This is a genomic window from Rhizobium sp. NZLR10, assembly GCF_019685125.1.
In the GTDB taxonomy this organism is placed as follows: domain Bacteria; phylum Pseudomonadota; class Alphaproteobacteria; order Rhizobiales; family Rhizobiaceae; genus Rhizobium.
Genome location: NZ_JABDWE010000003.1, coordinates 162,356 through 186,850, shown reverse-complemented (window position 1 = coordinate 186,850; position 24,495 = coordinate 162,356). Strand labels below are relative to the sequence as shown.

Below are 24,495 nucleotides of genomic sequence, written 5' to 3'. Positions count from 1 at the left end.
AAGACCAGCCGGTTACTGGTAACGATAATTGCCGTTTATGCTTAACAAACGGCTAAACTTCGGAAGTAATTTATCTTATTTCGTAAGGTTCATAGCCCATAAAAATGCCGTCAGACGGGATCCGGCGGCGCTTAAGTCGGATGTGAACTTTACTCGGCGGCCTGAAGCTGCTCCTCGGCGGATGCTGCGCGCGGCCGGGTGGCGACCGCCATCTCCTCGTGTAGCCGCGCTTCTTCATGAGCGTGCGGCTTGGCGAAGCGGGCAAGCAGCAGGTAGGCGACCGGCGTGATGAACAGCGTCACCAGCGTCGCAAAGCCGAGACCACCGACGATCACCCAGCCGAGCGCGACGCGCGCTTCGGCGCCCGCGCCATGGGCAAAGACCAGCGGCACGCCGCCGAGGATGGTGGCGATCATCGTCATCATGACAGGGCGGAGGCGCAACGCGCACGCCTTCTCGATCGACGAGCGCACGTCCTCGCCCCGGTCACGCAGCTGATTGGCGAATTCGACGATCAGAATACCGTTCTTCGCCATGACGCCGACGAGCAGCACCAGGCCGATCTGGCTGTAGATGTTGAGGCTGGAGCCGGTGATAACAAGCGCGAACACGGCGCAGGCAAGGCCGAGCGGTACCGTCGACATGATGATCAGCGAGGAGAGCACGCTTTCGAACTGCGCCGCCAGCACCAGGAAGATGATGACGATGGCAAAGCCGAAGGTCAGTGCCATGCCATTTGAATTCTCTTCCAGCGTCGCGGCTTCGGCGAGCGGCAGTAGGCGTGCGCCAGCCGGCAGCAACGGCTGCGCAAGCTGCGTCACCTGCTTGACCGCATCGCCGAGCGACATGCCGTTTCTGAGACCGGCAGTGATCGCGACCGAGGCGAGCTGCTGCTCGCGGTTGAGCTGCGGCGCGACCGAACCTTCCTTCATCGTGGCGATCACCGACATCGGCACGATCTTGCCGTCGCCGGTTTTCAGGAACACGTTCTCTAGGTCGGTCGGATCGTCAATCGGCCGCGTCGTCGACGTCAGAAGCACGGGGTAGGATTCGCCATCGACGAAGACGTCGACCACCGAGCGCCCTTCGAGCAGCGACTGGATCGCCGTCGAAAGCCCGGTTATGTCGATGCCGAGATCGGAAGCGCGCTCGCGGTCGATCGCCACCGACACCTGCGCCTGGCTGGGCTCGTTGGTCAGGCGCGGCGTATCGTACTGGCCGGTGGCGTCGAGTGCCTGGACCAGCTTGGCGGCGGCCGCCGTCAGCGCCTCGTGATCATTGCCGATCAACGCCATCTGCAAGCCGCTGCCGGCGCCGCGGATGCGCAGGCTGTTGGAGGAGATGGCGTTGCCGCGCAGGGCCGGCACCCTTGATGCCGCCTGGTTGATGTCTGCGACGATTTCCGCCTGCGTCCGATGGCGCTCCCCCCAGGGAGCGAGCGTCAACACCATGAAGCCGCTGTTCAGCGAACCACCCTGGCCGGAGATCGAGAAGACGTTGCGGATGTCGCCTTTATCGACCAGCGGCTGCAGATATTCCTCGACGAGCTGCATCTTGTCGCGCGTATATTCGAGGCTCGATCCCTGCGGCGTCGTCAGCCGCATCATCACCATCGACCGGTCCTCTTCGGGTGTCAACTCGCTCTTGACTGTGGAAAAGGCGACGAGTGCCGCGCCGGCGAGGATTACCGAAAACAGGATGACGACGAAGGGGGCGTTGAGGCAGCCGTGCAGCGCCCATTTGTAGAGGCGGGCAAGCGCCCCGCCGAAACGGCCGAGCGCGCCGTGATCCTCGATCATCGGCTTGGTCAGCATGCGCGAGGCAAGCATCGGGCAGAGCGTCAGCGCCACGATCGACGACAGCCCGACGGAGAAGGCGAGCACAAAGCCGAATTCACGGAAGAGGCCGCCGACCTGTCCCGGCAAGAAGGATAGCGGTATGAACACAGCCGCGAGAGTCGCGGTCGTGGCGATAACGGCGAAGAACACCTCGCGTGTTCCAAGCACGGCCGCCGCGCGCGGCCCCATGCCTTCAGCGCGCCGGCGCACGATGTTTTCGAGCACCACGATCGCGTCGTCGACGACGAGGCCCGTTGCCAGCACGATCGCGAGCAGCGTCAGAATGTTGATCGAGAAGCCGACCATATAGATCGCCGCCAGCGTGCCGATCAGCGCCACCGGCATGCTGACCGCCGGGATCAGCGTCGCGCGCCAGTCGCGCAGGAAGAGATAGATGACGGCGGTGACGATAACGGCGGCGAGCACCAGCGCCAGCACCACCTCATGGATCGCACCCTGGATGAAGACGGCGTCATCGCTGGTGATCGCGATCGTCGTGCCCTCCGGCAGCGTCTTCGACAGCTGCTCGACGGCGGCCTTGACGCCGGTCGAGATATTCAGCGTGTTCGACTGTGCCTGGCGGATGATGCCGAGGCCGATGCCCGGCTTGCCGTTGGAGCGCAGCGCCGTTTCGCCGTCGCGTGGTCCGAGCGTCACCGTCGCGACATCGCCAAGCCTGACACGGTCCTGCAGCATAACCTTGGAAAAATCTGCCGGCGTCTGCAGGTTGGCGGTGGCGCGCACCACGATATCCTGCGTATTGCTCTTCAGCGATCCCGCCGGCACGTCGAGTGCAGCGTTGTCGAGCGACTTCGTCAGATCGCCGATGGTCAGTCCCCGGCTCGCCAGCGCGCCCTGGTCGACATCGACGCGGAAAACCTTCTCCTGGTCGCCATATTCCTCAACGTCGGCGACGCCGTCGACAGATGCGAGGCGGTCGATCACCTCGTTTTCGACGAGTTGTGTCAGGTCGTCCATGTTGAGCTTGGTGGAGGTGACGGCAAGACGCATGATCGCCGAGGAATCCGAGTCCGCCTTGACGATCTGCGGCGCATCCGCTTCGTCAGGCAGGTTCTGGGTGATGCGGCCAATCGCGTCGCGCACGTCGTTGGCGGCGACGGCGAGATCGATCGCATCGGAGAATTCGAGCGTCACCCGGCTCTGGCCGAAGGAAGAGGTCGATGAGATCGATTTCAGACCGCTGACACGCGCCACCGCGCCCTCGATCACTTTGGTCAGTTCCTGGTCGATCGTCTGCGGCGATGCGCCGTCGAAGGTCGTGCGCACAGTGACGACGGGACGGTCGACATCCGGCAGTTCACGCACCTCGACGCCGACGTAAGCCGCAAGGCCGGCGACGACCATCAGCGTGTTGAACACCAGCGCCAGGATTGGCCGGCGAACAAAAAGCGCAGTGAAGCTCTGCTTGCCCGACGGCCTGTCCTGATGGATCTCGGTCACGCTCACTGGGTGGCGACCTCCGCATTCGCGGCGACATCGGCGCTCAGACGCACCGCCCCGCCTTCCCGCACGCGCTGCAGACCCTGCGTCACGATCTTGTCGCCGTCTTTGAGGTCGGCTTTGACGAGCACGAAATCCGGGTTGCGCTGCACGACGCTGACCCGCACCTTGCGCGACTTGTCGTCGTTGACCCGCCAGACGAAGGAGCCCTGCGAATCCCACTGCACCGAGACGGGATCGACTGCCGGATATTTGTCGCCGGCAAATTTCATGCTGACGCTGAAGGACATGCCGGCGCGCAGCTCATCCGAACTGTTGCCGATCTTGGCGCGCAGGCGAAGCGTGCGGCTTGCCGCGTCGATGCGGTTGTCGACGGCCTCGACCATACCCGAAAATACCTGTCCGGCTTTTGCCACCGACATCGCCTCGACCGGCTGACCGAGCGATACCGTGTTGGCGAAGCGCTCCGGCACCCAGAAGTCGACGAGAATTTCCGACCGGTCGTCGAGCGTGACGATCGGGATGCTCGTCGTGACGTTGTCGCCGATGTTGACCGGTAAGATACCGACGATGCCGTCGATCGGCGCGATAATGTTGCGCCGGGCGAGATTGAGTTCGGCGGCCTGCAGCTGCAGCCGCGCCCCCTGCTCGGCGATCTCGGAATCGAACACGTCCATGCGCGACACGCTGGACTTGATGTTGTGATAGAGATTGGATTTCTCGACGGCAGCCTTGACTGCCACATCCGCCTGGCCGCGGGCGATCACCTGCTCCTCGCTGTCGAGCGTGGCGAGCACCTGGCCGGCCTTCACCCTGTCGCCCGACTTGATGAGGATTTCGCGGATCGTACCCGATGCTTGGGGCGTGACCGCGACCGAGCGGATCGCGTCACCCGTGCCGATGGCGTTCAGCCGGTCGTTGACGACGCCCTGGACAACGGCCTGCGTCGCAACGAGGATGGCGCTGTTGCGCCCGTCGGCATTTCGGCGGTTCTGCCCCTGTCCCTCACCACGTTGCTGCCCTTGCGCCCGCGCGGGAGCGTCGGCATCCGCGGTCCCCTCAGCCTTTGGCGCGATCTTGGAAACGATGCTGCCTGGAATACCTGCATCGCGCATCGTATCGCCGGCACCGGGCACAAAGAAAACCCACGCGGCGAAGCCGGCAACAATGACGATGAGCGAAAGTACAAACTGCTTCCAAAAAGCCATTCACGTCTCCGGAGGGACTCGAGGTTGGACCAGGGTCGGTCGAAAGAGGCGCTGCGGGATCAAGATTCCCGTCTGATGCGACAATATCGCGCGTTTACAGTTTACCGGCAAGCATAAGCAGCCGGCATTACCGATTTGTAATATCAGCAAAGAATGGAAATAACCCGGCCGCTCACTTTTGCTTGAACAAACCCCTGCCATGCCTTTAACACCGCCGATTGTCGGGCGAGATGCCGTCCAGAATCGCTGCCGATGTGGTTGGATTTCTGAAGCGCCCCGCGATCTTTCAGATTCGCGCCTCGCGCTTTAGCGCTTTGTATTTACGCATGTCGTTAGCGCAAAACCGCTGCACACTTTTGCGCGACACGCCTTAGCGACGCATCGACCACCGCAGGCCCATCACAGCCGTAATCCCCAGTATTGGCCACACCGCCCAGAACTGCCCCGTCCAGGTGAAAAGGTTGATGCCGGCAATACCGAGCGCCACGATCGCCAGCGAGGCGATCCTGCGGTTGAACCGCGTCTGGTCGCGGTTCCAGGCGAGCGCCGCGACGACGGCGAGCGCAAGCACTGGAAAGCACGCCCAGAAAACGCCCTGCCACGATAAAAGATTGATGCCGATCAAGACAGCGGCGATGACGCCGAGCACACCGAACAGCCTGCGCCTGCCAGGTGCCGGTCTTGCCTCGGCGATCTCAGCCGCCGGCTGCGGCCGCGCGGGGCCGGATCGTTGGCGAGGCGGCGTCTCGTCCTTGGCATTGCCGATCTTCACCGCATAGCTCGGCACGCCTTCATCGACGTTCTTCACCATCAGCGGCCCGAGGAACTCAAAACCGACCGCGACCTTGTTGCGAACCTGATCGTAGACGGTACTGGATATGACGATGCCGCCGGCCGAGGCCGAGGCCTGCAGCCGCGCGGCAATATTGACGCCGTCGCCGTAGATGTCGTCGTTTTCGACGATCACATCGCCGAGATTGATGCCGATGCGAAACAGCATGCGCCCGTCCGTCGGGCGGCGGGCGTTGAAGCCGGCAAGTTCGTTCTGGGTATCGACAGCCGCGCGCACCGCCTCGACGACGCTTGGGAAATCGGCGATCAGCCCATCGCCCCAGGTATTGATGACACGGCCGCCATGGCTTTCGATCAGATGCCCCATCGCTTCCCGGCAGCGCTTCAGCGCCGCAAGCGTCCCCTCCTCGTCAGCTCCCATCAGCCGGGTATAGTCCTGCACGTCAGCACAGAAGATCGTCGTCAGCTTGCGCCGCGTTTCACTCATGGTCTCTCGTCTCCGCGCTATCCGTCCCCGGAAAGATCGCTGCAAAGGCTGAAACTGGCCGACAGGGGATCAAGTGGGCGATTGCAACGCCGGTAACCTACTAAGGCTTTATGTCTGTCGCCACCGATAATTGCTCATGATCGCCCTTCAGCATACCGGCGGATTATTGCACGATCTTGCGCGGGCTTGCTGAATGTTCTCTGGCCACGGTATTCGAGCCATCGATTTCCTGAAGCAACACGTCGTAGCCCCAGAGATCGGCAAGATGTTGCAGGACGAGCCTGGTATCGGCTTCCTGAAGATAGCTGCCATTCATCATGATATGTTGCAGCAACAGGCGGCGGTCACCGGCGAGGTCGACATCGACGATATCGATTGCCGGGTCGGTCCAGCCGATATCGTATTCGCGGGAGAGCTGGCGGCGGATGCGCAAGTATCCGCGCTCATTGTGGATCGCCGAAACCAGAACCCCTTCGGTCTGTTCCGGATCATCGTAGAGGTGGAACAGCCGCAACTGGCGGATCAGGTTCGGGCTCAGGAATTGGCTGATGAAACTCTCATCCCGGTAATTGGCCCAGATGTCGCGCAGCACCGCCATCGCATCGCCTCGCCCTGATATATCGGGGAACCATGCGCGGTCTTCTTCCGTCGGCTTCGTGACGATCCGCTCGATATCCTGCATCATCGCAAAACCGAGCGCATAAGGGTTGAAGCCCGAGAACCGCCGGTCGTCGTAGCTCGGCTGGAACACGACGTTGGAGTGGGACTTCAAGAATTCCAGGAAGTTGCCGTCGCTGATCTGCCCCCGCTCGTGAAGCCGGCTCATGATCTTGTAATGGACGAAGGTGGCGGTTCCCTCGTTCATCACCTTGGTCTGCCGCTGCGGATGGAAATATTGTGCGACATGCCGGACGATGCGAAGGATTTCCCGCTGCCATGGCTGCAGCCGCGGCGCGGTTTTCTCGAGAAAATAGAGGATGTTGTCCTGCGGAAGGCCAAGCGCGGCGCGTCGCTTTTCCAAACCGCCGTCGCTCGCCTTCTTGGCCTTGCCGACGGGCACCGTTCGCCAGAGATCGTTGAACATCTGCTCTTCGTGGGCGCGACGCTCCTGCTGCCGCTTCTCCTCCTGGCGAAGGTCGATGGTGGTCTTGCCCGCATATCGATGCACCCCGTGCGACATCAGCGCATGCGCCGCATCCAGCGTCCGCTCGACCGCCGTCTCGCCATAACGTTCTTCGCAGCGGGTGATATAACCCTTGGCGAAGTCGAGGTAATCGAGGATGCCCTCCGCATCGGTCCAGAGCTTGAAGAGATAGTTGTTCTTGAAGAAGTGGTTGTGGCCAAACGCCGCGTGCGCGGTGACGAGCGTCTGCATCGTCGCCGTGTTCTCCTCCATCAGGTAGGAAATGCAGGGAGAACTGTTGATGACGATCTCGTAGGCGAGGTCGCGCATGCCGCGGCGGTAGAAGGCTTCGTGATGCGCGAAGTGCTTGCCGAAGGACCAATGGCGATAAAAGAGCGGCATGCCGGTCGAGGAATAGGCATCGAGCATCTGTTCAGAGGTAATGACTTCGATCTGGTTCGGATAGACATCGAGGCCGAGTTCGCCGAGCGCGATCTCCTCGCAGGCGTCGTGGATACGCTGGAGCGTTGAAAAGTCCCAGTCCGCCCCCTCGAACAACAGCCGCTCCCTTGGCCTCATCGTCATGGTCATGGCGTCACCCTCGACTGTGCATCCCGCTTCTGGAAGAGATCGTGGAAAACAGGGAATATCTCGCCGCGCCGGCAGACCTTGCGCATCGAAAGCGGCAGCAGCTCTGAACGGATCCCGTCATAGAGCATCCAAAGCGGTGAACGGGATACGGAAGAGTCGCCGCCTTCTTCGCCCACCTCGATATAGGCGAAGTACTGGCATAGCGGCAAAATCTCGCGCAGCAGCTGTCCGCTCAAATTTCCGTCCGAATGGGCGTTGTCGCCGTCCGAGGCCTGGGCGCCGTAGATATTCCACTCTGCCGGATCGAAACGCGCAGCAATGATCCGACGCATGGCAACAAGCGCGCTGGATACCAGCGTGCCGCCGGTCGCCGGACCGTAGAAGAAGGTTTCCTCGTCGACTTCCTCGGCCTTGTCGGTATGGCGGATGAAGACGATCTCCACTTTCTTGTAGCGCTTCGACAGGAAAAGATAGAGCAGCAGGTAAAACCGCTTGGCAAGATCCTTCATGTGTTCCGACATGGAGCCGGAGACGTCCATAAGGCAGAACATCACGGCTTTGGCCACAGGCTTCGGCTCGTTCTCGAAACGGCGATATCGTACGTCGAGCGGATCGATATAGGGAATGCGCCGGCTTTTTTCCGTTAGGGATTTGAGTTTTGACTCAAACGCCAGGCGGCTCTCGTCGTCCTCGCACTCCTCGATCTGCCGCTGTAGGGCTTCGATCTCTTCGCGACGCGGACGGTGAAGCGCGACGCGGCGCATCATTGCAAGTCTCGTTGTGCGGCCGACGGCGATGTTGGACGGCGATCCGGAGACGGAATAGCCGGCCCGCACCGGAGTCTCCTCTTCCGTTTCGGCTAGACGCCGTTTGGCAAGGTCTGGAAGTTCCAGGTCATCGAGAAATACATCAAGGAATTCCTCCCGGGTGAGCACGAAGCGGAAACCGTCCTCCCCATCGCCTTCGCCCGCATCTTTTGGTTTTCCGCCCCTCGCGCTCGGCGGTCGCGGAATGATGTCGCCTTCTACGAAGGCTCTGTTTCCCGGCAGAATGTGATCGGCGGTGCCGCCGTCGCCCCTCCGAAGGCTCGGTTCGGCCATTCCGTCGATCGGCAGGCTGATCTCACCGCCGTCGAGCACATCGCGAATGTTTCGGTTTTGCAGAGAACGCTTTACCGCCTGCTGCACGGCACCTTTCATGCGCCGAAGAAACCGTTGCCGATTTTCGAGACTTTTACCGCGCGGATTTAGCCGACGGTCGACAATGTGCATATTGGCTCCGCATTAACTTGCCTGTTTGACGCGCATGTACCATTCGACGAGGCGCCGAACCTGCCTCTCCGTGTAACCCCGCGCGGCCATGCGCGAGACGAATTCGCTATGCTTCTTTTCTGTTTCCGAGTCCTTCTTCGATCCAAAGGAAATGACCGGCAAAAGATCCTCGACCTGCGAGAACATACGCTTCTCGATCACTTCCCGGATCTTCTCGTAGCTTGTCCATGACGGATTTTTTCCGCCATTGGATGCCCGGGACCTCAACGAGAACTTGACGATTTCGTTGCGGAAATCCTTCGGATTGGCAATGCCTGCCGGCTTTTCGATCTTCGTCAATTCCTGATTGAGGAGCTCGCGGTCGAGAAGCTGGCCAGTATCGGGATCCTTGAAGTCGACGTCTTCGATCCAGGCATCGGCATAATCGACGTAGCGGTCAAACAGGTTCTGTCCGTAGTCCGCATAGGATTCAAGATAGGCCTTCTGAATCTCATTGCCAATGAACTCTGCATAACGTGGCGCAAGATCGGCCTTGATGAATTCCAGATAGCGCTTCTCGACATCATCGGAAAACTGCTCGCGACGGATCGACTGTTCCAGCACATACATCAGATGGACAGGATCGGCGCCGATATCCGTGGTGTCGTGATTGAAGGTCGAGGCAAGCACCTTGAAGGCGAAGCGGGTCGATATGCCGTCCATGCCCTCATCGATGCCGGCAGCATCCCGGTATTCCTGAACGCTGCGGGCGCGCGGGTCGGTTTCTTTCAGGCTCTCGCCGTCATAGGTGCGCATCTTCGAGAAGAACGTCGAGTTCTCGTGCTTGCGCAGGCGTGAGAGCACGGAAAAACGGGCCAGCATTTCGAGCGTTGCCGGGGCACATGGCGTATCCGCCAGCTCCGATCCCTCGATCAGCTTCTCGTAGATCTTCTGCTCCTCCATCACCCTGAGGCAATACGGCACCTTGATCACGCAGATGCGGTCGATGAAGGCCTCGTTGTTCTTGTTGGCCTTGAAGGTCTGCCATTCGGCTTCGTTCGAATGCGCAAGGACGACGCCTGAGAAGGGTATGGCGCCGATATTCTCGGAACCGATATAGTTCCCCTCCTGGGTCGCCGTCAGCAGCGGATGCAGCATCTTGATCGGCGCCTTGAACATCTCGACGAATTCAAGGATACCCTGATTGGCGCGGTTGAGCCCGCCGGAATAGCTGTAGGCATCGGGATCGTTCTGCGAGTAGGTCTCCAGCTTGCGGATGTCGACCTTGCCGACCAGCGACGAGATATCCTGATTGTTCTCGTCTCCGGGCTCGGTCTTGGCGATGGCGATCTGGCGCAACCGCGAAGGCTGAACTCTGACGACACGGAAGCGGGAAATATCGCCGCCGAAATCGTCGAGCCGCTTCAGGCACCACGGGCTCATCAGCCCGTTCAGGCGCCGCAGCGGGATACCGTATTGCTCCTGGAGCAGCGACCCCATCGTCTCCGGATCGAAGAGGTTGAGCGGACTTTCGAAAACGGGGCTGATCTCGTCGCCCGCCTTCAGCACATAGATTGGATGAACCTCCATCAATTGCTTCAGCCGCTCCGCTAAGGAAGACTTGCCGCCGCCGACCGGGCCGAGCAGATAGAGAATCTGCTTGCGCTCCTCGAGCCCCTGTGCCGCGTGCCGGAAGAAGGAAACGATGCGCTCGATCGTCTCTTCCATGCCGTGGAAACCGGTAAAGGCCGGATAGATCCGGATGGTCCTGTTCATGAAGATCCGGCCAAGCCGCGTATCCTTGGCGGTATCGACCATTTGCGCCTCGCCTATCGCGGAGAGCAGGCGCTCCGTCGCATTGGCATAGGCAATCGGGTCCTTTTTGCAGAGATCGAGATACTCGGCCACCGACATATCGGTTTCGCGGCGTGCTTCGTAACTGCGCGTAAACGCATCGAATACGGATTCGTTCAGCATGGGCCCTCCATTAAGGTTATGCCGCAGGCTCAAAGTCGTATAACCATCGAGATGGCTACGACGTTCCTAAGAATCAATAATTTCGTAGGTATATTCGACGCTCACCGGCTGTTTCTTGCAACGCACAAAAACGTGCATGCACCGGTTATTTTTACTCTACGAAACTGTTTCTCATTATAGTTGAAAAAAGCACCCCTGCGGTATCAGCACATTTCGCGACGTGACAGAAAGATGAAAAGGGTGTGCAATGTCGCCCGTGATTCGAACTCTGGAAAAATCGGCGATTGGCAGCCAAATCTGCGCAGAGTCGATGCTGGCCAGCACGTGCCGACCCGCTCCTGACATGATGGAAACGGGCGCATCCGGGCCGTGAGCCAATCGTCGCGACCGTCCCCCGCCGCGGCAATTCAGCCGTTGAATGCCTTCTCCAGCGCAGCGACATCGATCTTGACCATGCCGAGCATCACCTCGGTCACGCGCCTGGCCCGCTCGCGGTTGTCGTCAGCGATCATCTCGGCAAGCATGCGAGGCACGATCTGCCAGGACAGGCCCCAGCGGTCCTTCAGCCAGCCGCAGGCCTCCGGCGTGCCACCATTGGCTAGGAATGCTTCCCATATCCGATCGATCTCGGCCTGGCCTTCCAGGAGAATCGCGATCGAGAAGGAATGGTTGAAGCTATCGAGCGGGCCGGCCTTCATTGCCAGGAAGGCCTGATCGCCGAGTGTGAACTCAATCAGCTCGACGCTGCCGGGAGGTCCGCTCGGCGTCTCCGCCGGCAATATGGTGGTGCGGCCGATCCTGGAGTCGGGAATAACAGACACGTAGAATTCGACAGCTTCACGGGCTTCCTCCGCGAACCAAAGATTTGAAACGACCTTCGCCATGCAACAGCCTCCTTGTTGTTGATGAGCATGTCCCCAGACTACTGCCCGATGATCCAAGCCCGATCCAAGGACGCCCGGCCGGCGCCGGTTCCGACAGACTGCGATTAGAAATTTTCGCCCCATTCCAGCCGACATGGCGAGCGCAGCCGCGCCGGCCGGCGGCCTTGCCGCCCGCAGTAACCCGCTTGGATTAGCGGTGGCTCGGGAATGAAAGCAGAACATCTTTTCTGGTCTTTCCTTCCCGAATCACTACATTACGCGCCATGAGCAATAGTTTCGACGATATTCCCTTCTTCGACGAAGAGCCGGACGAGATGGCGCGCAAGCCGCAGCCGCCTGCCGCGCCCGCAGCAAGAGCGCCCGCCCCCGGCGGCGGCATTGCCGCTCGCGCGATGGCGGCCCGCGACGGCGGCGCCCGGCCGGATTATCTTACCGGACTGAACCCCGAGCAGACCGAAGCCGTCGAAACCCTGGAAGGCCCGGTCCTCGTGCTTGCAGGCGCCGGCACCGGCAAGACGCGCGTGTTGACCACCCGCATTGCCCACATCCTCAATACCGGCCGCGCCTTCCCGTCGCAGATCCTCGCCGTCACCTTCACCAACAAGGCCGCCCGCGAGATGAAGGAGCGCATCGCACTGCTCGTCGGCGGCGCCGTCGAGGGAATGCCCTGGCTCGGCACCTTCCACTCGATCGGCGTCAAGCTTCTGCGCCGCCACGGCGAGCTCGTCGGCCTGCGCTCCGATTTCACCATTCTCGATACCGACGACGTCGTCCGTCTGATCAAGCAGCTGATCCAGGCCGAAGGCCTCGACGACAAGCGGTGGCCGGCCAAGCAGTTCGCCGGCATGATCGACACCTGGAAGAACAAGGGTCTAGGCCCTGCCGATATCCCTGAGGGCGATGCCCGCGCCTTTGCCAATGGCCGTGGCCGCGATCTCTATTTTGCCTATCAGGCACGCCTGAAGACGCTGAACGCCTGCGATTTCGGCGACCTGCTGATGCATCCGATCGCGATTTTCCGCAAGAACCCGGATCTCTTGAAGGAATATCACGGCCGCTTCCGCTATATCCTCGTCGACGAGTACCAGGACACCAACACCGCCCAGTATATGTGGTTGAGGCTTCTCGCCCAGCGCTCCAAGGGCGAGAAGCAGAATGTCTGCTGCGTCGGCGACGACGATCAGTCGATCTATGGCTGGCGCGGCGCCGAGGTCGACAATATCCTGCGCTTCGAAAAGGATTTCCCCGGCGCCAAGGTCATCAAGCTCGAGCGCAACTACCGCTCGACCGAACATATTCTCGGGGCTGCTGCCCATTTGATCGCCCATAATGAAGGGCGGCTTGGCAAGACGCTGTTTACCGACCGCTCCGATCCAAACGACGTCAAGGTGCAGGTCCACGCCTCCTGGGATTCGGAGGAGGAAGCCCGCGCCATCGGCGAGGAAATCGAGCAGCTTCAGCGCGGCAAGCATCTGCTGAACGATATGGCGATTCTCGTGCGCGCCTCTTTCCAGATGCGCGAATTCGAAGACCGCTTCGTCACCCTCGGCCTCAATTATCGCGTCATCGGCGGCCCACGCTTCTACGAGCGCCTGGAGATCCGCGATGCGATGGCCTATTTCCGCATGGTCGCCCAGCCCGCCGACGACTTGGCCTTCGAACGCATCGTCAACACGCCGAAGCGCGGCCTCGGCGATACGACGGTGCGCGCGCTGCATGACTACGCGCGCGCCCGCGATATCCCGATGCTTGCGGCAGCCGCCGACATCATCGAAACGGATGAGCTGAAGCCGAAGGCGCGAAAGGCACTCTTCGATGTGATTCAATCTTTCCGCCGGTGGCAGGAACTGCTTGAAAACACACCGCATACCGAACTTGCCGAGCAGATCCTCGAAGAGTCCGGCTATACCGACATGTGGAAGAACGACAAGAGTGCCGAAGCCCCCGGCCGCCTCGAGAACTTGAAGGAGCTCATCCGCTCGATGGAAAGCTTCGAGTCGATGCGCGGCTTCCTCGAGCACGTCTCGCTGGTCATGGACGCCGAGACCAACGAGAATCTCGATGCCGTCTCGATCATGACGCTGCACTCGGCCAAGGGGCTGGAATTCGACACCGTCTTCCTCCCCGGCTGGGAGGAAGGCCTCTTCCCGCATCAGCGCGCGCTGGATGAAAGCGGTCGCGCCGGCCTGGAGGAGGAACGCCGCCTTGCCTATGTCGGCATCACCCGCGCCAAACACCGCTGCCATATCTGGTTCGTCTCCAACCGGCGCATCCACGGCCTCTGGCAGTCAACCCTGCCCTCGCGTTTCCTCGACGAACTGCCGGAAACCCATGTCGAGGTCGCCGAAATGGAGCAGAGCTATGGTGGGTATGGCCGCGGCGGCTACGGCCAGTCCCGCTTCGACAAATCAGAACCCTTCGCCAATTCCTATTCCACCCCCGGCTGGAAACGCGCCCAGGCCAACAAGACCGACGCCACGCGCGACAATTGGGGCTCCCGCTCCGGCCACGCCGTCGAACGTATCGGCTATGGCGAAAGCGGCCCGAAGGGGCGCACGATCGAAGGCGAACTGGTGGCAAAATCCACCTCGTCGGAACCGTCGAAGTTCACGCTCGGCGACCGCGTATTCCATCTGAAATTTGGCAACGGCAACATCACCGGCATCGAAGGCAACAAGCTGACGATCGAGTTCGACCGAGCTGGACAGAAGCGGGTGTTGGACGGGTTCGTCGAGCGCGTCTGACGTCGCGTCAGCATGGCGGGAAAACGCTCACCCGAGCATCCGCATCCTTCCAAGACCCAGGATATCATTGACGAGGGCGATGCCGATCCCCGCGGCGACGACTCCCAATCCGATTAGAAAGAGCCGGCGCGACCGATCATATTTGACGGCGATGAGGGAATTGCGCGCCAGCAAATCGGCGAAGACCTTCACCTGAATGGCTATGCCGATGGTCAGGAACAGCATCGGCAGGATATCGATGCGGCTCCAGTCATTGGGATTGGAAACCCAGACGCTGATGAAATTAAGGGAGAAACCGAGGATGATCCCGGTCGCCGTCAGCGATCCGTTTCGGAACGTCGCATCGATCTTCTCGTTCGGCTCTGGCTCGGACATGGTTTCGCTTCCGGCTTGCGTCTGAGCAAGAAAGGCAGAAATCGCGCCCGGGAGCAAGATCGCCCTCGCATCGCGCGTCCGGAAGGGCGGACGAAATGCCGTCGCGGCGGAGAGCCGGCGCAGCGCTCAAGGCCCTTTCCGCGAGCACCGCCAGCGCGGTCTCATGTGATCGCCGACGCGGAACCCAATTCGACAGAATCCATCTGTCGATAAAAATACAACAATTCCAATAGGATATATTTGGTAACCGAAAAGTTAACGTGTCAAAACGTCGCTTTGACGCTTTCTGCAAATCAGCTTAGCTCGGAAGCTGCCCGTCCATGAAAGGCGGGCCTCACGACGAACTTTTTAAAGGAGGTTCAAGTGACCAGTGTTTCATCTCTCGGCAGCACATTAACCCAGTACCAGTCTCCGCTTTCCAGTCTCGACAAGAATGGCGACGGCGTCATTTCACCAGACGAGCTCGCCGCCGCATCACAGTCCTCGACATCAGGCACGACCGCGACTGACGGCGATAGCGACGACAGCAGCACTGATATCGCCAAGAAGATCACCGCCGACATCCTGTCTCTGATGCTGTCCTTGCAGAAAACCGACGACAGCGACAATCAGGGCGACGGCGGCGATCAGAGCGACGATTCCAAGGGCGTCCTCGCCGCAATGGATACCAATGGCGACGGCAAGTTGACCGAGTCCGAATTCCTCGCCGCCGATCCAAGTAAAATCAATGCGTCAGGCGATAGCGATCCGCTCCTCACCAAAGTGTTGAGCGACATGCAGACGGCTCTCCAGGCCCACCGCAATACCTACGGCGCTTCCGCCGCAGCAAGTGATCCCGCCGACGACGTGACCGCGGCGTAGTTCGGCATGGGGCTCCGTCGGGGGAGCCTCGATCCGCCAGATGCAAAAGCGTCTTACGTCTCCCCTTCCGTTTCGACACGAGAGTCGCCGGCAATTCTCTCACTGATTGTATTAGAGCATTCTTTTGCAGCCGGTTACTACCGCTAGTACGAGAATTAACGCTTGCGCGTCGGCGTCTGGAAATCCACTAGTTGATGCGTTCAATGTGCTTGGCGTCTGATACTGGAACAAGCGAAGGGATTGGCCTTGATAAAAGCGCTGCTGCTCGTCGACATTCAGAATGGCTTCTGTCCGGGCGGCAACCTGCCGGTACCGGATGGCGACAAGGTGGTTGCCGTCGCAAACCGCCTGATCGACAGCGGCAAATACGATCTGATCGTTGCCTCGCAGGATTGGCACCCGCCGGGCCACGGCAGTTTCGCCTCCGCCCATCCGGACGCCGCAGCGTTCGAGATGGGGGAACTGTCGGGTAAGCCGCAGATGATGTGGCCCGACCACTGCATCCAGGGCACGCTCGATGCTGAACTGCATCCCGCGCTCAAATCCGAAGAGATCGACCTGATCCAGCAGAAGGGCGAGGATCCCGACATCGACAGCTATTCGGCCTTCCGCGACAATGACCGCGATGCCTCGACCGGCCTTTCCGATTTCCTTGAGGACCAGGGTGTCACCGACCTCGACGTCTGCGGGCTGGCGACCGATTACTGCGTCAAATTCTCCGCGCTCGACGCGTTGGAGATGATGCCGGGTGTCCGCGTCCGCTTCATCGAGGACGCCAGCCGCGGCATCACCCCCGAAGGCGTCGCCGCCGCCATCGATGAGATGCGGACGCATGGCATCGCCATCATCGACAGCGCCGAGGTGGTGGTTAGGTAGCTCGATGCCTCGAAAAAAGACCGCATCGTATGTCGGATCGGCACCTGCCGCATCGTCCTTGCTGGAGATACACCGATGACGAGAGCGGCGTGATGAGAAAAGTTGTTGCCGCAGCCTTTGTGAGTTTGGATGGCGTCATGCAGGCGCCTGGCGGGCCGCGGGAGGATCCGACCAGCGGCTTCACCCTAGGCGGCTGGACCGTCAATTATTGGGACGAGCCGATGGGCCAGTTCATGGGCGGGATCTTTACCGATCCCTTCGAACTGCTGCTCGGCCGCAAGACTTACGAGATCTTCGCCGCGCACTGGCCCTTCGTCGGGAAAGACGATCCGATTGGCAAGGTCTTCAACGCCGTGACCAAATATGTCGCGACCACCTCGCAAAAGCCGCTGACCTGGGAAAATTCCGTTGCGCTGCGCGGCGATGCCGCCGCCGAAATCGCCCGGTTGAAGCAGCAGGACGGCCCCGACCTCCTGACACAGGGCAGCAGTGGCCTGCTGCAAACCTTGCTGACGCACGACCTGATCGACGAGTTCCGGCTCCTGACCTTCCCGCTGATCCTCGGCACAGGCAAGCGCCTGTTCGGCAAGGGTGCCAAGCCGGAGGCGCTGAAGCTCACCGCCAACACGGTTTCGACGACCGGCGTCATCATGAGCGTCTACGCGCGTGGAGGCGCAATCAAGACGGGAACGTTCGAGCTGGCGCAGCCCTCCGAAGCCGAAATCGCCCGCCGGGAGCGGATGAAGCGCGAGGGCTGAACGCCTCTTCGTTCTGAAATCTTGGGCCGCGTCGCCGCGCGCCGTTTACGGGATCGTGCCCTTGCTCTTCTCATCTCGCTCCAGCAGATAGATATCTTCCGCCAGGTCCTCCATCTTCTTGAGAAGCGCCGCATGCGCGTCGCGCAGGCCCTGATTGTAATAATGAGCGCCGATCTCATCGGCGAAGAAGTCGAGCAGGAACTCTGCCGGCAGAACACCGATCGATTGGTCGAGTTCCGTTTCGAAATAGCGGCGGATGCTGGAAACGATCGTCGTCTTCGCCTCTTTCGAAAATTCGATTTTCTTCATGGTTTCCTCTTTGCCGGATGCGATCAGGACTTTGATGGTTCAGCGAAATCGATTGGTCAATCAATGAAATTCAATTGCCGACGCAGACCATAGACCATAAGGGAAACCTTGGATTCCAACAGGATGAGATCGCATGACTCGCGCCGACTTTGTTGAAGGTTTGCGGGGCGGCTTCGCCGTTGCGCTGGCGTCGGCGCCCTTTGCCGCCCTGTTCGGAGCGCTTGCGGTCGAAAACGGCATGTCGCTTCCCGAGATCGCCCTTATGAGCGGCACCGTCTATGCCGGCGCCAGCCAGATGGTCGGCATCGAACTTTTCGGGCATAATGTCCATGCTTGGCTGATCGTGCTGTCGATCCTTGCCGTCAATTTTCGCCACGTGCTCTATTCGGCGGCGATGGCGCGCTATATCGGCGATTTCACGCCGGTCCAAAAGTTCTTCACCTTCTTCCTGCTCGTCGATCCGCAGTTTGCCGAAGCGGTGAAACGCGGCGAGGCCGGCCTGCCGGTGACCTTCGCCTGGTATCTCGGCTTCGGCATCATCATCTACATCCCCTGGGTGCTGATCAGCGTCGGCGGCGGCCTGCTCGGCGGCTTCATCGGTGATCCCAAAGCGATCGGCCTCGATATCCTGCTGCCGGCCTATTTCCTCGGCATCGTCCTCGGTTTCCGCAAACGCGACAATTTCCTGCCCGTGGCACTCGTCAGCGCGGTCGCGTCGGTGCTTGCCTATCGCTATGTCGGTTCGCCCTGGCATGTCAGCCTCGGCGCCGCCGCCGGCATCGTGCTTGCCGCTCTATTACCGCTGCCGCAACCGGGTGATCTCGAGGCCGACGCCCTTCAATCCGAAATTCACGAGGTCTGAGCCATGGAATTCGACCTTCACATGGCGCTCGTCATCTTGGCAGCCGCGGTCGCCACCTACGCCACACGCATCGGCGGTTATATCCTCATCACCAGGATGAAGCACATCCCGCCGCGCATGGAGGCGGCGCTGAACGCCGTGCCGGCCGCCGTGCTGACGACGCTGGTCGCCCCCGCCTTCTTCATCGGAGGCTGGGATTCGAAGCTGGCGCTGGTCGTCGCCCTCTTCGTCGGCCTGCGCGTCTCGCATAGCTGGATGCTGGTCGCCGCCTGGATCGTCGTGATGGCGTGGCGCCACACGATCGGCGTCTGAGCACCGGCCCGAAGGCCGGCATCTCAATATTCTAGAGCATGATGCCGAAAAGTCTGAGCGGTTTTCTCATGACATCATGCTGCAACTCGATAATGTAGAACAGGATTCAGATTTTAGGCCGACCCGGCCTAAAATCATCCTGTTCTAGCGGCAGCGTCGCATTTTCGAGCCAAGCCCTGACATCGTGATCGTGGACGAGCGGCATCAGCGCCTCGCATGTGCGGCGGTGATAGTCGTTGAACCAGTGTAACTCGTCATGGGTCAGAAGCTCGGCAATGACGAGGCTGCGGTCGATCGGGCAGAAGGTCAGCGTCTCGAAGCCGAGCATCGCCGCATCGCCGCCGTCGATCTCCTCGGCCGCGCGCACATAGATCAGGTTTTCGATGCGGATGCCGAAGCTGCCAGGCCGGTAATAGCCCGGCTCGTTCGACAGGATCATGCCGGGCAGCAGTTCCTGCGTCGAAAGCCTGGAGATGCGCTGCGGCCCCTCATGCACCGAGAGATAGGAGCCAACGCCATGGCCCGTGCCATGGGCGAAATCGGCGCCTGCCCGCCACAGCGCGATGCGGGCGAGCGGATCGAGGTCGCAGCCGCGCGTGCCCTTTGGGAAACGCGCCGTGCTGATCTGGATCATTCCCTTCAGCACCAGCGTGAAGAAGCGGCGATGCTGTTCCGAGACAGTGCCGATGCCGACGGTACGGGTGATATCGGTCGTGCCATTGATATATTGCGCGCCGGAATCGATCAGAAAGAGTTCGCCGGCCTCGATCATCCGGTTGGTCTCGGTCGTCACGCGGTAATGCATGATCGCCGCATGTTCGCCGGCACCCGAAATCGTGTCGAAGGAAATGTCCTTTAGCGGGTTCTGCATGCTCTGCCCGACGCGGGCACGCGACGCTTCGAGATGCTCGGCGGCAGCGATCTCGCTCACCGTCCCGGGTTTCGTCTGCGACAGCCAATAGAGGAATTCCACCATCGCTGCCCCATCCTGCAGATGCGCGGCGGCCGAGCCGTTGATCTCGACGTCGTTCTTCACCGCGCGCGGCAGCTTGGCGGGATCGGCGCCCTCCACCACTTCGCCGCCTGCCTTGCGGATGATCTCCGCCAGCGCATAGGAGGCGATATCCGGGTCGATCAGCACGCGGCCGCCATCCGTGGAAACGACAGTGAGTCTCTCCTCCAGCGCCGAGGGTGGCATCTGCGCGCAGATCTGTGCCAGATAGGCTTCGGGCTCGATGCCGGTCTTGCGCTTGTCGAGGAAGAGTTCGGCCCGCCCATCGGAATGGACGATGGCGCGGGCCAAAGGATGCGGCGTGTGCGGCACGTCGGCGCCGCGAATGTTGAAGGTCCAGGCGACCGAGGACGGATCGGCGATCAGCACCGCCGCGAGCTTCTTCTTCGCAAGGTCGGCGGCGATCGTGGCAATCTTGTCGCTCGCCAGCAAGCCGGCCTGCGCCACATTCTGGATGCTGACCGCGCCGAGCGGCTCGGCCGGCCGGTCGCTCCAGAGCCTGTCCAGCGGATTGTGCGGCAGGAAGACCAGCGTGCCGCCGACCTCTGAAAGCGCTCTTTCCAGACGGCGCACCTCGGCGCCCGCATGCAGCCAGGGATCGATACCGAGCCGCAAGCCCTTGGCGCCGTTTGCAGCCAGCCAGAGATGCGGCGGCTCGTTGACGAGATCGCCGCCCGAGAAGACCGACCCGTCGACCTGTTCGGCAAGTTGCGTCACATAACGCCCGTCGACGAAAACGATCGCCTGCGTGCGTAGGATGAGCGCAATGCCGGCCGAGCCGGTGAAGCCCGTCAGCCATGCGAGGCGCTCCGAACCGGCGGGAACATATTCGCCGTTGAACTCATCGGCACGCGGCACCAGGAAGCCGTCGATACCGAGCGAATCGAAAGTAGCGCGCAGCGCCGATACCCGATCCCTGCCGAACTGCGGCGTGGAGGTGACGTCGAAGGACTGGAACATGCTGAAAACCCGAATGATTGAGACGAATCCGGTGAATGGGATGCCGGCCATGTTAGCGAAATTTCAATCGATGGGGAGAAAAAGCGACGAAACGAGTCAAAACCCGTCGTGCCGCCCAACATTTTGACAGAACTGTGACGCGAAAAGTTAATTTGGCACGCTTTATGCATTTGCCGCATGGCTCCCATGAGCGAAACCCTCTGCCTCCGCATTTCAGAATAGCTATATAGACGCCATCGAACGGTTCGCGATGAACCTGAAACAAAGGAATTTTTGAAATGACCGCCTCTCTCTCGCGCTTCGCATATAGCAGCCCGTTGCAGGCTGGCGAACGCCAGACCGTGCGTCACGTCATCGGCGCCCGCCGGCCACAGAACGACGACAGCCTCAAGCTGCTCGGCGCCGGCCAGCGCGCCACGCGCCACAACGGCGCTCCCAGCTACGCGTTCTAAGCCTGAAAGCCTGTCCGTCTCCTCCCTCCCGGACCGGCCTATTGGAATGCAGTAGAGCCCGCTCGAGCGCTCCTCCCCTTGAGCTCGCGGGCATTGGCCGGATAGACCGGTCCAAGGCGGTGCCATCGGCACCGCCTTTTTTGTTGGTTTGGGAAAGTGCCCGGCGGTTTCGATAGACTGCGGCGCCAGCCCCGACCTCCCTCATTCCTGTGCCCATCACAGGAATCCAGTGCGCCCAAGTCCTTGGGCGCGAAAGACTCTTTTCAAGATATGAGGTCATTCACCGCGCAGACGCGCGGTGGCTGAATTCCTGTGACGAGCACAGGAATGGGGGAGGCGAGGTGCTTGCTCCTATCCGCATGGACTGACTTGGTGAGGGTGGAGAGGAGACGTGACGCCTCACGCAAGACACCGTTCCAGGGCAAGCCCTTCACCTTGCAATTGCCAAAAATCATGGCCGATCGAAGTGGATCGTCACCCAGCCATTCCGCCAAATCGTCCTGACATGACGAAGCCTTGCACCGCTATAGGCGGCGATAACCTTCCATCGCTGAGTGGCTAGAATGCCGGAGAGAATGACCGATCCGCCGGGTGCCAGATGTGTCGCAAGCTTCGGCGCCATACGGATCAGCGGCCGGGCGAGAATGTTGGCGATGATGAGATCGAAAGGACCATGCTCGGAAAACGCCGTCGAATGAAAACCGGGCGCGGTCCTGGTAACAATGCCAGACGCGATGCCGTTGCGGCGTACATTCTCGGCCGCCACCCGCGTCGCGATCGGATCGATGTCGGTCGCGAGCACCGGTATGTTCCTGAGCTTGCGCACCGCGATCGCCAGCACGCCGCTGCCGGTGCCGAGATCGAGCGCGTTGCGGACCGAGCGCGAACGCACCACGGCATCGATCACCTCGAGGCAACCAGCCGTCGTGCCATGATGGCCAGTGCCGAAGGCCTGGCCGGCATCGATCTCGATGGCGATGTCGCCCGGGCGGATCTTGTCGCGGTCATGCGAGCCGTGCACCAGAAAGCGCCCTGCCCTGACGGGCTTCAGCCCCTCCAGCGACTTTACCACCCAGTCGACGTCAGGGATGACTTCCCGCTCCAACCGGGCATCGGGGAAAGAAGCCTTCAATGCGTCCTCGACGCGGGAGTGCACTTCAGCCTCGTCCTCGGTCATCATATAGATCGAGGCTTCCCAGATGTCCTTCTTTTCATCGATCTCGGTGGTGCCGATGGCAAAGTCTTCTTCGCCGAAGACCGCGCTCAGAAGGTCCAGGATCTCTTCGGCCCTGCTTTCGGTCGTCGTCACGTAAAGGCGGATTTCACTCACGATAGGCGGTCTTTCCCGTTTCCGTTGCCCGCCACCGGTCGAGCCAACGCCCCATCACGCTGAAACCATCACCCCTTGCTGACGAGATTCTCCAGCTTCTTTACCGCCGTGTCCGGGTTTTCGCCATAGGCGATCGTTCCGGCAAACCGCCCGGCCGAATCGAGCAGGAAGACCGAGGCGGTGTGATCCATCGTATAGTCGCCGTTCGGATCCTTTTCGTCGATCGGCACCTTCTTGGCGTAGACGCGGAAACCCTTGATGACTTCGGCAATCTTGTCAGGCGCGCCTGATATGCCGGTAATGCGCTTGGAGACGTTGGAAACGTACCCGTTCATGATCTCGGGCGTGTCACGCTCCGGATCGACGGTCACGAAATAGGCCTGTAGCTTGTCGCCCTTCGGGTCAACCTTCTCCATCCAGCCGTTGAGCTCGAAAAGCGTCGTCGGGCAAACTTCGGGGCAATGGGTGAAGCCGAAGAACAGCGCCGTCGGCTTGCCGCGCAGCGCCTGCTCAGTGATCGGCTGTCCGCTTTGCGAAACCAGTGTAAAGGGCACGCCGAAGGGCGCCTCCACCGCCACATCCTTCGATTTCATGGGGTACAGCGTTAACCCACCGAGAACCCCGGCAAGTATCAGGACGCCGACCCAGATGGCGATGCGAAATGACTTCATTGGCATGATCCTCGATCCAGGCGGATATGTACCGCCGCCCCTTAGCCCCCGCGTGATTATAGTCTCGACCGGACGCGCGCAATTCAACAATGCGTTTTCCGAGCCGTGATGAATTGCCTCACGTGTTCAAATCGGCCGCGACGGTGGAACCGCGCGAACTCGACGGTCGCACCGCGGGCGCCGTAAGAATATCAAGACCTTAATCGAGAAATTCGCCGACAAGATGCAGATCGGCGGCGAATTGGCAACGTTCGCCAGCAAAGATGTTTTGTGCATCGGCGAACATGTTAAATCAATCGTAACCTCTGCGGGGGAACAATCGGTTTGACTGAACGAAATCAATACGTCGATCAGGCAATGGATCAGGTCACGCAGAAGAACGCGGCCATGGTGGAAGAGACAAAGGCTGCAAGCCACACGCTCGCCATCGACGCCGAAACCCTAACGCAACTGATCAAGCAGTTCAAGACCGGCGAGGGCATGAGCGCCCGGCAAACGCCGCGAGAAGCAAATGCCGCCTCGCATTCGAGACCATCTCCCGCGCGCCGCCTGATCGGCATAGTCGCGGGCGCATTCAACGGCTCCACCGCCAAAGCCATCGCTTCTCCCGCCGGGGACAACTGGGAAGAATTCTGATCATGAACAACAATAACGCCATCAAGCAGTCTGGCGCTTATCTCGAAATCGTCTCGTTCCACCTGGGCGACCAGGAATTCTGCATCGACATCATGGCGATCCGCGAAATCCGCGGCTGGGCGCCGGTGACGCCGATGCCGCACACTCCGCCCTACGTGCTCGGCCTCATCAACCTGCGCGGTGCGGTCATCCCCGTCATCGACATGGCCTGCCGTCTCGGCATGAAGATGACCGAGCCCTCCGAGCGCTCGGCGATCATCGTCACCGACATCGCCGGCAAGCTGGTCGGCCTGCTGGTCGAACAGGTTTCCGACATGATGACCATTAAGAGCGAAGACCTGCAGCCGCCGCCGGAAATCATCCCGGAAGCCCAGCGCGCCTTCTGCCGCGGCATCGTCGCGCTCGAAAAGACCATGGTCTGCTTCCTGAATCTCGATACGGTTATCGCCGACGAACTGACTCAGGCGGCTTGATACTTTTCCATTCTGGCGTTGGAAGGCCCGGCTCGTCCGGGCCTTTTTATATTTGAAGAAGACCGACTCGCCGCCAATCTCTCCAAGCCGCGTGGCACACCCTCTCCTCCCTCATCTCTGTGTTTGTCAAAGAGATCCAGCCACGGCGCGTCCGCGCGCTGAATGACTCGCTTGTCAAGAAGGGTCTCCCGCGCCCAAAGACTTGGACACGCTGGATGCCTGTGACAAGCACAGGCATGAGGGAGCTCCGAGG

General features: G+C 60.7%; 20 protein-coding genes and 1 pseudogene. 9 read left to right on the top strand and 12 right to left on the bottom strand.

What is annotated here, in order from left to right:
• Window positions 1-149: 149 nt before the first annotated feature.
• The 7 genes from HJB82_RS06525 to HJB82_RS06495 form a co-directional block, all read right to left on the bottom strand.
• Window positions 150-3,305: an efflux RND transporter permease subunit gene (locus HJB82_RS06525; protein ID WP_221132078.1), complete on the bottom strand. Its 3,156-nt coding sequence runs from the start codon at window positions 3,303-3,305 to the stop codon at window positions 150-152.
• A complete protein-coding gene (locus HJB82_RS06520; protein WP_207581095.1) occupies window positions 3,302-4,507 on the bottom strand; it encodes an efflux RND transporter periplasmic adaptor subunit in 1,206 nt (401 codons plus the stop codon). Before HJB82_RS06520 ends, HJB82_RS06525 begins: the two co-directional genes overlap by 4 nt.
• 370 nt (window positions 4,508-4,877) lie before the next feature.
• On the bottom strand, window positions 4,878-5,786 hold the full coding sequence (locus tag HJB82_RS06515) for an adenylate/guanylate cyclase domain-containing protein (protein WP_207581096.1): 909 nt from the start codon (window positions 5,784-5,786) through the stop codon (window positions 4,878-4,880).
• A 163-nt stretch (window positions 5,787-5,949) separates the two neighbouring features.
• Window positions 5,950-7,500, bottom strand: coding sequence for a SpoVR family protein (locus HJB82_RS06510; RefSeq protein ID WP_207581097.1), 1,551 nt, complete (start codon window positions 7,498-7,500; stop codon window positions 5,950-5,952).
• Window positions 7,497-8,771: a YeaH/YhbH family protein gene (locus HJB82_RS06505; RefSeq protein ID WP_207581098.1), complete on the bottom strand. Its 1,275-nt coding sequence runs from the start codon at window positions 8,769-8,771 to the stop codon at window positions 7,497-7,499. The genes HJB82_RS06510 and HJB82_RS06505 overlap by 4 nt, the downstream gene beginning before the upstream one ends.
• Before the next feature lie 12 nt (window positions 8,772-8,783).
• The gene (locus HJB82_RS06500) at window positions 8,784-10,727 is read right to left on the bottom strand and encodes a PrkA family serine protein kinase (protein ID WP_207581099.1); all 1,944 of its coding nucleotides are present in this window, start codon (window positions 10,725-10,727) and stop codon (window positions 8,784-8,786) included.
• A 407-nt stretch (window positions 10,728-11,134) separates the two neighbouring features.
• Window positions 11,135-11,611 carry a VOC family protein gene (locus HJB82_RS06495; RefSeq protein ID WP_207581100.1) on the bottom strand — a complete coding sequence of 159 codons (477 nt, stop codon included), beginning with the start codon at window positions 11,609-11,611 and terminating at the stop codon, window positions 11,135-11,137.
• A gap of 263 nt (window positions 11,612-11,874) precedes the next feature.
• On the opposite strand from HJB82_RS06495, the gene HJB82_RS06490 reads away from it, so the two are divergent.
• The gene (locus tag HJB82_RS06490; protein ID WP_221115788.1) at window positions 11,875-14,355 is read left to right on the top strand and encodes an ATP-dependent helicase; all 2,481 of its coding nucleotides are present in this window, start codon (window positions 11,875-11,877) and stop codon (window positions 14,353-14,355) included.
• A gap of 27 nt (window positions 14,356-14,382) precedes the next feature.
• On the opposite strand, the gene HJB82_RS06485 is transcribed toward HJB82_RS06490, so the two are convergent.
• Window positions 14,383-14,730 carry a hypothetical protein gene (locus HJB82_RS06485; protein WP_207581102.1) on the bottom strand — a complete coding sequence of 116 codons (348 nt, stop codon included), beginning with the start codon at window positions 14,728-14,730 and terminating at the stop codon, window positions 14,383-14,385.
• A 363-nt stretch (window positions 14,731-15,093) separates the two neighbouring features.
• On the opposite strand from HJB82_RS06485, the gene HJB82_RS06480 reads away from it, so the two are divergent.
• The 3 genes from HJB82_RS06480 (at window position 15,094) to HJB82_RS06470 (ending at window position 17,225) form a co-directional block, all read left to right on the top strand.
• Entirely contained in the window at window positions 15,094-15,591 is a 498-nt protein-coding gene (locus HJB82_RS06480) for an EF-hand domain-containing protein (protein WP_207581103.1), read from the top strand.
• Between the two features lie 240 nt (window positions 15,592-15,831).
• Complete coding sequence (gene pncA, locus HJB82_RS06475) at window positions 15,832-16,467, top strand: bifunctional nicotinamidase/pyrazinamidase (RefSeq protein WP_221139729.1); 636 nt, start codon at window positions 15,832-15,834, stop codon at window positions 16,465-16,467.
• A 92-nt stretch (window positions 16,468-16,559) separates the two neighbouring features.
• Window positions 16,560-17,225 carry a dihydrofolate reductase family protein gene (locus HJB82_RS06470; RefSeq protein WP_221115789.1) on the top strand — a complete coding sequence of 222 codons (666 nt, stop codon included), beginning with the start codon at window positions 16,560-16,562 and terminating at the stop codon, window positions 17,223-17,225.
• Window positions 17,226-17,270: 45 nt separating this feature from the next.
• Here HJB82_RS06470 and HJB82_RS06465 read toward each other — a convergent pair whose 3' ends face one another.
• Window positions 17,271-17,534 (bottom strand): DUF2164 domain-containing protein, encoded by a 264-nt coding sequence (locus tag HJB82_RS06465; protein WP_207581106.1) that lies wholly within the window; start codon window positions 17,532-17,534, stop codon window positions 17,271-17,273.
• Between the two features lie 133 nt (window positions 17,535-17,667).
• Here HJB82_RS06465 and HJB82_RS06460 point away from each other — a divergent pair, with 133 nt between their 5' ends.
• Window positions 17,668-18,396 (top strand): AzlC family ABC transporter permease, encoded by a 729-nt coding sequence (locus tag HJB82_RS06460; RefSeq protein WP_207581107.1) that lies wholly within the window; start codon window positions 17,668-17,670, stop codon window positions 18,394-18,396.
• Between the two features lie 3 nt (window positions 18,397-18,399).
• On the top strand, window positions 18,400-18,708 hold the full coding sequence (locus HJB82_RS06455) for an AzlD family protein (RefSeq protein ID WP_207581108.1): 309 nt from the start codon (window positions 18,400-18,402) through the stop codon (window positions 18,706-18,708).
• Between the two features lie 106 nt (window positions 18,709-18,814).
• On the opposite strand, the gene HJB82_RS06450 is transcribed toward HJB82_RS06455, so the two are convergent.
• Window positions 18,815-20,680 carry an aminopeptidase P family protein gene (locus tag HJB82_RS06450; protein WP_221115790.1) on the bottom strand — a complete coding sequence of 622 codons (1,866 nt, stop codon included), beginning with the start codon at window positions 20,678-20,680 and terminating at the stop codon, window positions 18,815-18,817.
• Window positions 20,681-20,958: 278 nt separating this feature from the next.
• Here HJB82_RS06450 and HJB82_RS06445 point away from each other — a divergent pair, with 278 nt between their 5' ends.
• Complete coding sequence (locus HJB82_RS06445; protein WP_207581110.1) at window positions 20,959-21,132, top strand: hypothetical protein; 174 nt, start codon at window positions 20,959-20,961, stop codon at window positions 21,130-21,132.
• A 451-nt stretch (window positions 21,133-21,583) separates the two neighbouring features.
• On the opposite strand, the gene HJB82_RS06440 is transcribed toward HJB82_RS06445, so the two are convergent.
• A complete protein-coding gene (locus HJB82_RS06440) occupies window positions 21,584-22,462 on the bottom strand; it encodes a 50S ribosomal protein L11 methyltransferase (RefSeq protein WP_221115791.1) in 879 nt (292 codons plus the stop codon).
• A gap of 68 nt (window positions 22,463-22,530) precedes the next feature.
• Window positions 22,531-23,133 carry an SCO family protein gene (locus HJB82_RS06435; protein ID WP_207581112.1) on the bottom strand — a complete coding sequence of 201 codons (603 nt, stop codon included), beginning with the start codon at window positions 23,131-23,133 and terminating at the stop codon, window positions 22,531-22,533.
• A gap of 146 nt (window positions 23,134-23,279) precedes the next feature.
• Here HJB82_RS06435 and HJB82_RS06430 point away from each other — a divergent pair.
• A pseudogene (locus HJB82_RS06430) lies at window positions 23,280-23,769 on the top strand (methyl-accepting chemotaxis protein); the annotation flags it as partial.
• Window positions 23,770-23,771: 2 nt separating this feature from the next.
• Window positions 23,772-24,242, top strand: coding sequence for a chemotaxis protein CheW (locus HJB82_RS06425; protein WP_003541378.1), 471 nt, complete (start codon window positions 23,772-23,774; stop codon window positions 24,240-24,242).
• The last annotated feature ends 253 nt before the right edge of the window (window positions 24,243-24,495 follow it).

Bases quoted from the DNA above. Each gene is read 5' to 3' on its own strand.
- HJB82_RS06435 (WP_207581112.1), bottom strand. From the start codon at position 23,133: ATGAAGTCATTTCGCATCGCCATCTGGGTCGGCGTCCTGATACTTGCC.
- HJB82_RS06485 (WP_207581102.1), bottom strand. From the start codon at position 14,730: ATGTCCGAGCCAGAGCCGAACGAGAAGATCGATGCGACGTTCCGAAAC.
- HJB82_RS06455 (WP_207581108.1), top strand. From the start codon at position 18,400: ATGGAATTCGACCTTCACATGGCGCTCGTCATCTTGGCAGCCGCGGTC.
- HJB82_RS06470 (WP_221115789.1), top strand. From the start codon at position 16,560: ATGAGAAAAGTTGTTGCCGCAGCCTTTGTGAGTTTGGATGGCGTCATG.
- HJB82_RS06425 (WP_003541378.1), top strand. From the start codon at position 23,772: ATGAACAACAATAACGCCATCAAGCAGTCTGGCGCTTATCTCGAAATC.
- HJB82_RS06460 (WP_207581107.1), top strand. From the start codon at position 17,668: ATGACTCGCGCCGACTTTGTTGAAGGTTTGCGGGGCGGCTTCGCCGTT.
- HJB82_RS06450 (WP_221115790.1), bottom strand. From the start codon at position 20,680: ATGTTCCAGTCCTTCGACGTCACCTCCACGCCGCAGTTCGGCAGGGAT.
- HJB82_RS06445 (WP_207581110.1), top strand. From the start codon at position 20,959: ATGACCGCCTCTCTCTCGCGCTTCGCATATAGCAGCCCGTTGCAGGCT.
- HJB82_RS06515 (WP_207581096.1), bottom strand. From the start codon at position 5,786: ATGAGTGAAACGCGGCGCAAGCTGACGACGATCTTCTGTGCTGACGTG.
- HJB82_RS06510 (WP_207581097.1), bottom strand. From the start codon at position 7,500: ATGACCATGACGATGAGGCCAAGGGAGCGGCTGTTGTTCGAGGGGGCG.
- HJB82_RS06490 (WP_221115788.1), top strand. From the start codon at position 11,875: ATGAGCAATAGTTTCGACGATATTCCCTTCTTCGACGAAGAGCCGGAC.
- HJB82_RS06505 (WP_207581098.1), bottom strand. From the start codon at position 8,771: ATGCACATTGTCGACCGTCGGCTAAATCCGCGCGGTAAAAGTCTCGAA.
- HJB82_RS06500 (WP_207581099.1), bottom strand. From the start codon at position 10,727: ATGCTGAACGAATCCGTATTCGATGCGTTTACGCGCAGTTACGAAGCA.
- HJB82_RS06520 (WP_207581095.1), bottom strand. From the start codon at position 4,507: ATGGCTTTTTGGAAGCAGTTTGTACTTTCGCTCATCGTCATTGTTGCC.
- HJB82_RS06465 (WP_207581106.1), bottom strand. From the start codon at position 17,534: ATGAAGAAAATCGAATTTTCGAAAGAGGCGAAGACGACGATCGTTTCC.
- HJB82_RS06495 (WP_207581100.1), bottom strand. From the start codon at position 11,611: ATGGCGAAGGTCGTTTCAAATCTTTGGTTCGCGGAGGAAGCCCGTGAA.